Annotated in this window: 12 protein-coding genes and 3 pseudogenes; 9 read left to right on the forward strand and 6 right to left on the reverse strand. The window is 72.7% G+C overall.

Features of this window, described 5'->3' with window-relative positions:
• Positions 1-181, forward strand: a pseudogene (locus tag AC2W7J_RS11475) (enoyl-CoA hydratase/isomerase family protein); the annotation flags it as partial.
• A gap of 83 nt (positions 182-264) precedes the next feature.
• On the opposite strand, the gene AC2W7J_RS11480 reads toward AC2W7J_RS11475, so the two are convergent.
• A complete protein-coding gene (locus tag AC2W7J_RS11480; protein WP_485982524.1) occupies positions 265-771 on the reverse strand; it encodes a DUF4395 domain-containing protein in 507 nt (168 codons plus the stop codon).
• Positions 772-854: 83 nt separating this feature from the next.
• Here AC2W7J_RS11480 and AC2W7J_RS11485 point away from each other — a divergent pair, with 83 nt between their 5' ends.
• Genes AC2W7J_RS11485 through AC2W7J_RS11495 form a run of 3 tightly spaced genes read left to right on the forward strand, consistent with a single transcriptional unit; the run spans position 855 to position 1715 of the window.
• Positions 855-1052: a hypothetical protein gene (locus tag AC2W7J_RS11485; RefSeq protein ID WP_485982526.1), complete on the forward strand. Its 198-nt coding sequence runs from the start codon at positions 855-857 to the stop codon at positions 1050-1052.
• A gap of 2 nt (positions 1053-1054) precedes the next feature.
• Positions 1055-1237: a hypothetical protein gene (locus AC2W7J_RS11490; protein WP_485982528.1), complete on the forward strand. Its 183-nt coding sequence runs from the start codon at positions 1055-1057 to the stop codon at positions 1235-1237.
• A gap of 10 nt (positions 1238-1247) precedes the next feature.
• Positions 1248-1715 (forward strand): aminoacyl-tRNA deacylase, encoded by a 468-nt coding sequence (locus AC2W7J_RS11495; protein ID WP_485982530.1) that lies wholly within the window; start codon positions 1248-1250, stop codon positions 1713-1715.
• Positions 1716-1917: 202 nt separating this feature from the next.
• Here the strand turns inward: AC2W7J_RS11495 and AC2W7J_RS11500 are convergent, their stop codons facing one another.
• Entirely contained in the window at positions 1918-2676 is a 759-nt protein-coding gene (locus tag AC2W7J_RS11500; RefSeq protein ID WP_485982532.1) for an SDR family NAD(P)-dependent oxidoreductase, read from the reverse strand.
• Between the two features lie 80 nt (positions 2677-2756).
• On the opposite strand from AC2W7J_RS11500, the gene AC2W7J_RS11505 reads away from it, so the two are divergent.
• The 3 genes from AC2W7J_RS11505 to AC2W7J_RS11515 all read left to right on the forward strand — a co-directional run bounded on the left by AC2W7J_RS11505 (position 2757) and on the right by AC2W7J_RS11515 (position 5800).
• The gene (locus AC2W7J_RS11505) at positions 2757-3716 is read left to right on the forward strand and encodes a 5,10-methylenetetrahydrofolate reductase (protein ID WP_485982534.1); all 960 of its coding nucleotides are present in this window, start codon (positions 2757-2759) and stop codon (positions 3714-3716) included.
• 174 nt (positions 3717-3890) lie between these two features.
• Positions 3891-5054 carry an LLM class flavin-dependent oxidoreductase gene (locus AC2W7J_RS11510; RefSeq protein ID WP_485982536.1) on the forward strand — a complete coding sequence of 388 codons (1164 nt, stop codon included), beginning with the start codon at positions 3891-3893 and terminating at the stop codon, positions 5052-5054.
• Positions 5051-5800, forward strand: coding sequence for an FMN reductase (locus tag AC2W7J_RS11515; RefSeq protein ID WP_485982538.1), 750 nt, complete (start codon positions 5051-5053; stop codon positions 5798-5800). The genes AC2W7J_RS11510 and AC2W7J_RS11515 overlap by 4 nt, the downstream gene beginning before the upstream one ends.
• Here the strand turns inward: AC2W7J_RS11515 and AC2W7J_RS11520 are convergent.
• The 3 genes and pseudogenes from AC2W7J_RS11520 to AC2W7J_RS11530 form a co-directional block, all read right to left on the reverse strand.
• Positions 5722-7206, reverse strand: a complete 1485-nt coding sequence (locus tag AC2W7J_RS11520; protein WP_485982539.1) for a hypothetical protein — start codon at positions 7204-7206, stop codon at positions 5722-5724. The genes AC2W7J_RS11515 and AC2W7J_RS11520 overlap by 79 nt on opposite strands.
• Before the next feature lie 31 nt (positions 7207-7237).
• On the reverse strand, positions 7238-7606 hold the full coding sequence (locus AC2W7J_RS11525; protein WP_485982541.1) for a nitronate monooxygenase family protein: 369 nt from the start codon (positions 7604-7606) through the stop codon (positions 7238-7240).
• A 95-nt stretch (positions 7607-7701) separates the two neighbouring features.
• A pseudogene (locus tag AC2W7J_RS11530) lies at positions 7702-8172 on the reverse strand (NAD(P)H-dependent flavin oxidoreductase); the annotation flags it as partial.
• Between the two features lie 79 nt (positions 8173-8251).
• Here AC2W7J_RS11530 and AC2W7J_RS11535 point away from each other — a divergent pair.
• Both AC2W7J_RS11535 and AC2W7J_RS11540 read left to right on the forward strand, forming a co-directional pair.
• The gene (locus AC2W7J_RS11535; RefSeq protein ID WP_485982543.1) at positions 8252-8881 is read left to right on the forward strand and encodes a peptidylprolyl isomerase; all 630 of its coding nucleotides are present in this window, start codon (positions 8252-8254) and stop codon (positions 8879-8881) included.
• 26 nt (positions 8882-8907) lie between these two features.
• Positions 8908-9243, forward strand: a complete 336-nt coding sequence (locus tag AC2W7J_RS11540) for an MGMT family protein (protein WP_485982545.1) — start codon at positions 8908-8910, stop codon at positions 9241-9243.
• A gap of 147 nt (positions 9244-9390) precedes the next feature.
• Here the strand turns inward: AC2W7J_RS11540 and AC2W7J_RS11545 are convergent.
• Positions 9391-9696: pseudogene (locus tag AC2W7J_RS11545) on the reverse strand (MFS transporter); the annotation flags it as partial.

A 9696-nucleotide genomic window follows, 5' to 3' on the forward strand; every position in this document is an offset into this window, starting at 1 on the left:
TGAGCTCGCGGCCACCTGGGCCGCCGGACCGGCCGGCGCCTACGGCCAGACCCGACGACTGCTGCGGGCTGGCTCCCTTCGCTCTCGTGAGGAGAGCGGTCAGGACGAGGCGGAGACGATCCGCGCCCGGGCCGCACTGCCCGAGACGCAGGCGCTCTTCGACGCCTTCCTCGGTCGCTGAGGGCCGCGGGCGGCACGACGCCCCCCTTCGAAGAAGAAGCGCCCGATCGACCGGGCGCTTCTTCTTCGAAGGGGGGCGGCGGCTCAGGCCGTCGTCACCGGCTCCTCGACGGCCGGGCGGCGACGGGTGATGTCGGCGCAGGCCTCGCACGTCTCCTCGGGGATGACGCCCAGGCGCATGAGGTGACCGAAGGCCCAGCAGCCGGCGCAGAAGCCGAGCGCCGCCTCGAGGGTCGCGAAGACGACGAGCACGCCGAGCACGATCCCCGCGGCGGTCTGCAGGCCGAGACCGAGGGCGAGGACCGCTGCGGTCGTCGAGAAGGCCAGGCCGATGCCCTGGGCGAAGCGCTTCGGCGGCCCCGGGGTGAGCACCGGCTCGCCGAGGCGCGGCGCCACGACTCGCATCGCCAGCCAGCCGAGGGGGCTGAGCCGGGGCCCGGCGAGGACCCGACCGAGGAAGCCCAGCGCGAGCGGCACGAGCAGCCACCACCAGCCGGTCACGAGCGTCAGCACGCTGATTGCGACGACACCGGTGGCGACCGTGCGCGCCGCCTTGTCGTTGACCGGGTTGGGGAAGGTGAAGAAGGCCATGCGTCCAATCATAAGCCTGAGTTTGGGTATTCATAACGTCATGTGATGTGTGCGTGCTGGCAGGATGAACCGTCATGGACTCCGTGACGCGCTTGCTGACCGTCGTCGACCTCGACGGTGGCGCCAACGGCCCCCGGTCGATGTCCGTGTCCGCGCTCCACCTGGCCGTCCTCGACGACGGCACCCGGCGGGTCCTGCTCGCCGACCGTGGCTGGACCACCCAGGCCCCGACGACCTCTGGCAGCACACGACCGTCGAGGAGATCGCCGAGACGGCTGTGACCGTGGTCGGCCCGGACGAGCCCTACGACGGTCTGACGGCTGTCGACATGGCGCGCGACCACTGGGAGTACCTGGCGGAGCACCTGCGGACGCAGGGAGTGGCTGCTCGCGCCGCCGAGCTCAGCCGGCTCCAGCACGACGTCGAGCTGAGCCAGCGCCTGAGAGCGCGACTCGGGCGGCCGTAGGCTGCTGACCATGGACGGCGGCACCCGAGCGGCACGAGCCCTGACCGACAGCGGCATCGAGCACACCATCACCCGGCACGGCATGGTCCGCTCCCTCGAGGAGGCGGCCGCGGCCCGCGGGGTCGAGCCGCGCGACATCATCAAGACCCTGGTCGTGCGAAGGGGGGAGGGTGACCACCTCTTCGTCCTCGTCCCCGGCGACCGCCAGATCTCCTGGCCCAAGCTGCGGGCGCTGCTGTCGGTCAACCGGATCTCGTTGCCGGACAAGGAGATCGCCCGCGAGGTGACCGGCTACGAGCGGGGGACGATCACCCCCTTCGGCTCGCTGCGGGCTCTGCCGGTCATCGCCGACGAGACCGTCGCCGGCCGCACCGTCTCGATCGGCGCCGGCGCCCACGGCGTCGCCGCCACCCTCGACGCCGACGCCATGCTCGCCCACCTCGACGCCCAGGTCGCCGACGTCACCGACCCCGCCTGACCGGCCCCTTCGAGACGGGCGCGGGGCGCCCTCCTCAGGGACCGGGGCAGAGGGGAGCGGGCACAGGGTGGGGGTCGGCCCGACTCATGGGAAAGTCCCGACCCTCCCGCGCCAGGTGAGGCGAGCGCGAGAGGAGTCGGGACTTTTCCTTAGGGCCACCCCCACCCTGTGCCCGCGGACGGGCCCGCGATAGGGACCGGGGTCAGCGAGGAGCCATGCGCAGCGACCCGTCCATGCGGATGACCTCGCCGTTGAGGTAGTCGTGGTCGATGATCGACAGCGCGAGCTGGGCGTACTCCTCGGGGCGGGCGAGGCGCTGCGGGAAGGGAACTCCCTTGGCCAGGCCCTCGCGGAACTCCTCGGAGACGGTCGCGAGCATCGGGGTCTCGACGATGCCGGGGGCGATGGTCATGACGCGGATGCCGTGCTGGGCGAGGTCGCGGGCGGCGGGGAGGGTGAGGCCGACGATGCCGCCCTTGCTCGAGGAGTAGGCGGCCTGGCCGACCTGGCCGTCGTAGGCGGCGATCGAGGCGGTGTTGATGATGACGCCGCGGGCGCCGTGCTCGAGGGCCTCGGTCTGGGAGATCTTCTCGGCGGCGAGGGTCAGCACGTTGAAGGAGCCGACGAGGTTGACCTGGATGATCTTGGCGTAGAGGCCGAGGTCGTGCGGGCCCTTCTTGCCGAGGATGCGCATCGACGGGCCGATGCCGGCGCAGTTGACCACGGTGCGCAGCGGGACGCCGGCGCCGGCTGCGGTGTCGACCGCGGCCTGGACCTGCTCGGGGTCGGTGACGTCGACGGCGACGTACTCGATGCCGTCGACCTGCGGGGCACCCTCGATGGCGGCCGGCAGGTCGACGGCGAAGACGCGCGCGCCGCCCGCGGCGAGCGCTGCGGCGGTCGCCGCGCCGAGGCCCGAGGCTCCTCCGGTGACGATGGCGGCGGTATCGGTGATCTGCACGGTGCTCTCCTCGAAGGGGGATGGTGTCCGGGTGTCGGGCCGAGCCTAGCCAGTGGCCGGTGGGCGGTTACGGTGCCCGCATGAGCGAGCTCCCTGCGGAGGAATCCAAGCCCCCCTCCCCCGGCGACTTCCCCGCCGCGGTGCGCAACCCGCGCGAGGTCCTGCTCTTCGGCATCACCCCTCCCCGCGCCGAGACCGCCCCCGAGCGGATCAGCGAGATCGCCGCGCGGACCCTCGCCCGCGTCGAGGCCCTGCCCGTCGACGCCCTCGTCCTCTACGACATCACCGACGAGGCCGACCGCAACGCGACCCCCCGCCCCTTCCCCTTCGCCTCGATGCTCGACCCGGGCGACTACCTCGACCGCCAGCTCGCGCGCTGGGATCGGCCGGCGATCGTCTACCGGGCCGTCGGCAAGTACCGCGAGGAGGAGCTCGCCACCTGGCTGCGGGCCGCGCCGGACAACGTCCTGACCGTCTTCGTCGGCAGCTCGAGCAGCGATGCCGAGGTCCGCACGAGCCTGCCGCGGGCGCTGGAGCTGCACCGCGAGGTGCGCCCGAGCCTGCCCCTGGGTGGCGTGACGATCCCCGAGCGCCACTCGAGTCGCGGCGACGAGCACGAGCGCCTCCTGCGCAAGCAGCACGGGGGCGCCGGCTTCTTCATCAGCCAGATCGTCTACGACATCGGCGCGGCCAAGAACCTCGCCTCCGACTACCGCTATGCCGTCGTCGAGGACGAGCTCGACCCGGCGCCGCTGATCTTCACGCTGTCGCTGTGCGGGTCGGACAAGACGCTGAGCTTCCTCGAGTGGCTCGGCGTGCGGGTGCCCAGCTGGGTGCGCAACGAGATCGTCCACGCCGACGACCCGCTGAAGTGGTCGCGGCAGCACGCGCTCAACGCCGCCCGCGAGCTCACCGACTTCTGCCGCTACCTCGGCATCCCCTTCGGCTTCAACATCGAGTCCGTCTCCAGCCGGCGGGTCGAGATCGAGGCCGCCGAGGAGCTGACCCACGAGGTCGCGGCCCTGCTCGAACGGGACTGACCGAGGGCCTGGACGGCAACTGAGCAAGAGAAACTGCCCCCTTTCGCAAGGGTTTTCAAACCCTTGCGAAGGGGCAGTTTCTCGGGTCACCCGAGAATCTCGAGGCCTACGGGAATGCATCGCCAGCCCCCTGCCGTTAGACTAGTTGACGATTCAACAAAATTGGAGGCGGCAATGCAGTTCGGACTCTTCTCCGTCGGCGACGTGACGATGGACCCCACGACTGGTCGCACGCCGAGCGAGGGCGAGCGGATCCACGCGATGACCCAGATCGCGCTCAAGGCCGAGGAGGTCGGGCTCGACGTCTTCGCCACGGGTGAGCACCACAACCCGCCCTTCGTCCCCTCCGCGCCGACGACCCACCTCGCCTACATCGCCGCCAAGACCGAGCGCCTCAAGCTCTCGACCGCGACGACGCTCATCACGACGACCGACCCGGTGCGCATCGCCGAGGACTACGCCTTCCTCCAGCACCTGTCGGGCGGGCGCGTCGACCTGATGATGGGCCGCGGCAACACCGGCCCGGTCTACCCGTGGTTCGGCAAGGACATCCGCCAGGGCATCCCGCTGGCGATCGAGAACTACCACCTGCTCCGCCGCCTGTGGCGCGAGCAGAACGTCACCTGGAAGGGCCAGTTCCGCACGCCGCTGCAGGGTTTCACCGCCACCCCGGCGCCACTGGACGGCGTCGCCCCCTTCGTCTGGCACGGCTCGATCCGGTCCACCGAGATCGCCGAGCAGGCCGCCTTCTACGGCGACGGGTTCTTCCACAACAACATCTTCTGGAACATCGAGCACACCGCCCAGATGGTCGGTCTCTACCGGCAGCGCTTCGAGCACTACGGCCACGGCGACGCCAGCCAGGCGATCGTCGGGCTCGGCGGGCAGGCCTTCATGGCCGACACCGAGGCCGAGGCGAAGCGGGTCTTCCGGCCCTACTTCGACAACGCGCCGGTCTACGGGCACGGGCCCTCGCTCGAGGACTTCACCCGGCAGACGCCGCTGACCGTCGGCATGCCCGAGATGGTCATCGAGCGCACCCTCTCCTTCGCCGACCACGTCGGTGACTACCAGCGCCAGCTCTTCCTCATGGACCACGCCGGCCTGCCGCTCGAGATGGTCCTCGAGCAGGTCGAGATCCTCGGTCGCGAGGTCGTGCCGGTGCTGCGAAGGGAGTTCGAGGCACGTCGTCCCGAGGGCGTGCCGAGCGAGCCGCCGACCCACGCGTCGCTGGTGGCCGAGGGCCCCGACAGCCCGCACCGTAAGGTCGTCACCAGCCCGGTCGCCATCGCCGAGCAGGAGGCGGCGGCGCAGCGCGAGGAGGTCGCCGCCCGATGAGCAGGTCCGTCGTCGTCATCACCGCTGGGCTCTCGTCGCCCTCGAGCACCCGGCTGCTCGCCGACCAGCTCGCCGACGCCACCCGCGCCGCCGTGGGCGGGCGCGGCGAGTCGGTCGACATCGAGTTCGTCGAGCTGCGCGAGCTGGCCGTCGAGATGGCCCAGACGATGGTCTCGGGCAACCGGCCGACGCCGGGCCTGGAGGCGGTCCAGGCCAAGATCGACGCCGCCGACGGCCTGATCGCCGTGACGCCCGTCTTCACCGCGAGCTACTCCGGCCTCTTCAAGACCTTCGTCGACCTGCTCGACAAGGACGCGCTCATCGGCAAGCCGGTACTCGTCGCGGCCACCGCGGGCACGCCCCGGCACAGCCTCGTGCTCGAGCACGCGATGCGCCCGCTCTTCGCCTACCTGCGCGCGGTCGTCGTGCCGACCGCGGTCTTCGCCGCGACCGAGGACTTCGGTGGCGACGCCGACCTCGAGCGCCGCGTGCACCGTGCCGCGGGCGAGCTCGCGGCCCTGGTCGTCGCCGAGCGCACCGGAGTCGCCGGCTTCGCACCCACGGGTGACGAGGCGAGCGGCCCGCTGGGCCCGGTGACCGACTTCAGCCAGCTGCTGCGCGGGCACGACGGGGAGCTGACGTCCCTTCGTCCGGCTGGCGGCTGCGCTCAGCCCCGCAGCCGCCGCCGAAGGGAGCCGGGCAGGCCGGCCACGGCGGCGACGCCGAGCGCGGTCTTGGGCTCGTAGCCCACGCGCCACAGACCACCGTGGGCCGCCGCCTCGCTGAAGAGCTCCTCCGGGTGCGCGCGCTGCGGGGTCTCCCGCACGAGGTCGCGCACGAGCAGCGCCGCCATGAGGGGCCGCACCGTCTCGGGGCGGAAGACCTCGACCCCGAAGTGGTGCGCGCCGCCGTAGGCCGCGCCGAGCACGGGGTTCTTCGTCACCGAGCGGGTCCACGTCGCGGGCGCGACGTTGAAGGAGACGGTCTGGCCGGCGCCCTCGGCCGCGACGCCCCGCCAGCGCTGCAGCCGCTTGGCCACCGCGTAGTTGGGGCCCTGCTGCGGCACGAGGACGTCGGCGATGCCGGACTCGCCCGCGCGGCGATCGCGGTAGGCCGGCGCGAAGAGCCGCCCACGGCCCAGCGCGCGGGCCGGCGCCTGCACGCCCTTGAGCGCGAACCCCCGTGCGGCCCAACGGCGCCGGGACTCCTCGACGACCTCCGGCGGCACGACGAAGGCATCGGTCGGCGTCGCCAGCCAGGCGAGCGCGGTCCGCGCGTCGTCGTCGGTGAGCTCGCCCATGAGCAGGTCCATGGCGGCGCTCACCCGCACGTGCACCCCCGAGTCGGCGTAGGCGTGCATGCCGACGGCGAGCGGCTCGTCGCCACGCACCCGGCGGACCCACTCGAGGACCTGCCCGGGCTGGTGGACGACGTCGGCGCCGGAGTCGCCCGCGGCGTCGACGGGGAAGGTCAGGGTGCCGGCACCGCGGCTCGCCAGACCCTTCTTGTAGCGCCAGGCGCGGCTGCGCGGCAGGTCGATGGCGAGCACGTCGGCACCCCACGACAGCAGCGTCTCGAGCGGCCCCATCTCGGCACCGGCCCCGACGAGCAGCGCGCGGTGGCCGGGCAGCGCGAGCCACTCCGGGTGGTCGATGACCTCACCGACCGCCTCGGCGAAGGAGGGCTCGACGAGCCCGGCGTCGACCCAGGCGCCGAGCTGGCCGCGCAGCTCCTCGCCGGCGAGCTCGCGACCGCCGACGGGGACGCGCAGCTCGGTGACCGGCTCGGCCGTCCCGCGCACGCTCTCGGTGCCGAAGGGGGCCGCCCCGGCGGGCATCCCCGCGTGCGCCTGCTCGAGCGGCACCTCGCTGCCGGCCTCGTCGACGAGGACCATCCGGCGGCGCATCGAGGCGAGCCCGTCGGCGGCGATCCGGCTCGCGGCCTCGGCCGAGCGGGCGCTGGCGGCGGTGACGTCGTGGACGAGGTCGACGTAGTCGGTGCGCCACTCGCGGGCGCCGTCGATGCGCGCGGCGAGCGCGGGGTCGACGCCACGGACCGAGTCCGCGAGCACTCCCTTCGTCGTCGTGGTCGTCGACCGCTTGCCCTGGTCGTCGGCCGGGAAGTGCACACCCGCGGTGGTCTCGTCGCTCATGACCTCATCCTGTGACGGCGCTCACGTCAGATCAAATGCCGTCCACGAGCGACCGCACGACGCTCGCCGCGTCGGTCTCGGAGGTGAGGCGGTCGACGCCCACGCCGGCGTACAGCGGGGTGTAGCCGGTGTCGCCGCGCTCCCGGCCGTCGGCGTGCTCGGCGCGGGCGGCGTCGGTCATCGCGTCCTCGTCACCGGCCCATCGCTGGACGAAGGGGGTGTCGACTGCCCGTCCGCCGAACTCCCGCGGCCACGCGAGGTCCTGCGCGACGTCGTGCACACGCGAGTAGCGGGTGGCGTCGGCGGCGACGAGCGCGGCCCGCGCCGCTGGCGAGTTGTCGGCCTCGACGCAGGTGAGGAAGGGGGTGCCGCACCACACGCCGGCCGCTCCGGCGCCCATGACCCTGACGACGTCGGCAGCGGTCGAGATGCCGCCCGCGGCGAGCAGCGGGGCGGTCGGTCGCGGCCAGGGGCCATCGCGAGCAGGTCGTCGGTGGCCACCTCGTCACGCCCGTGTCCGCCCCCTTCGCCACCGCGGGCGACGATGACGTCAGCGCGCGCCTCGATCGCCTGCTCGAGATCGGCCGCGTTGCCGACCTGGCAGGCGACGAGCAGGCCCCACTCGTGCAGGCGGCGGACAGGTTCGACGAGCTCGCCGAAGGAGACCGACACGAGCTTGGGCCGGGACAGGCCGGCGAGCGCGGTGATCGCGTCGATCTGCTCGTCGAGCTGCGGCACCCACGCCATGAGCCCGATGCCGAAGGGGGAGGCCCCCTCTCCCGCGATCGCCGCCTGCTCGGCGATCCACTCCGGCGACGAGGTGCCGCGGGCGCCGATCATGCCGAGCCCGCCCGCCGCCGAGACGGCGTGCGCGAGGCGGCCGCCGGCGACCCCGGCCATGGGGGCGCTGATGATCGGGTGGGTCGTGCCGAGCAGGTCGGTGATGGCGATCATGGCCCTCATCATGCTCCGCCGCTCCTAGACTCCCGCCCATGACCCGACGTGCAGCCGCCCTCGCCGCCTCCGCCGTGCTCGCCCTCGCCGGGTGCGGCTCCGACGACGGGTCGGGGGACGGGGCCGGGCCGGCGGGGCGTCTGGCGCCGAGACCACGGCGATCAGCGGCGAGACCGAGTGCCCGCCGGAGGGCGGGGCCGAGGTGCGTGCCACGAGCTTCGAGCAGGCGCCGCCGATGTGCATCGACGAGGCGAAGACCTACACCGCGACGATGACCACCGACGCCGGTGAGGTGACGATCGAGCTCGACGCGAAGCAGGCGCCCAAGACGGTCAACAACTTCGTCGTGCTCGCGCGCTACAAGTACTACGACGGGCTGACCTTCCACCGGGTCATCAAGGACTTCATGGCGCAGGGCGGCGACCCGTCGGGCGACGGCAGCGGCGGGCCCGGCTACGAGTTCGACGACGAGCTGCCGCAGCAGGGCGACTACGAGATCGGGTCGGTCGCCATGGCCAATGCCGGCGCGAACACCAACGGCTCGCAGTTCTTCATCATCACCGGCGACGCGGGCGTGCAGCTGCCGCCGAGCTACAGCCTCTTCGGCAAGGTGACGAAGGGGATGGATGCGGTCGAGACGATCGAGGCCGACGGGTCCGCCGGCGACGGCGCCCCGGCCAAGGTGCACACCATCGAGAGCGTGACGATCGCGGAGAAGTAGGCGCTGGGTAGAGGACGGGAGCAGTCGTGGACGACGTCCTCGTCGAGCGGGTGCTGCGGGCGGTCGAGCTCGTGCCCCGGGGCCGGGTCGTCTCCTACGGCGACCTCGCCGCCCTCGTCGGCACCGGCCCGCGTCAGGTCGGCGCGATCATGCGCGTCTACGGCGGCAACGTCACGTGGTGGCGGGTGACCAATGCGTCGGGCGACCTGCCCTCGCACCTGCGGCCCGAGGCCTTCGAGATCTGGGCGACCGAGAGCATCGAGGTCAAGCCCAACCGTCTGGGCTGCCGGATCCGCGATCACCGGGCAGACCTGGCCGCCCTCGCCGTCGCGTGGGAGGCTGCGGTCGCCGACCTCGGGTGAGCGGCGGGGTGCGCGAGTCGATGTATGAGAGTGAGTCCCAGCGCACCGAGGTACATCAACCCAACGGTGGCGCCGCCCTCGACCTCGCGAGTCGATGTATGAGGGTGAGTCCCAGCCCACCCGGATAGATCAACCCCACGAAGGGGGTCAGCCCCGCTGGTGGCGCATCTGCTCCAGCGCCAGGGCGGCGAGGGCGCCGGCCACGAGGACCGCGGCGGGCATGAGCAGCGACTCGGCGAAGGCGGACGACAGGGCCTCGGCGACCTGCGGGGGCAGGGCTGCGGGACCGGCGGCGGCGCTCCCTTCGCCCGAGCCGAAGCGCTCGGCCGCCTGCGGACCGAGGTGGGAGGCGATGCGGGCCGACATCAGCGCCGCGATGGCCGCGGACCCGATGACCGAGCCGACCTGGCGGGTCGTGTTGTAGATGCCCGAGCGCGCCGGCGAGGTGGAGTC

The organism is Janibacter sp. CFPM2_SD2, assembly GCF_057364645.1.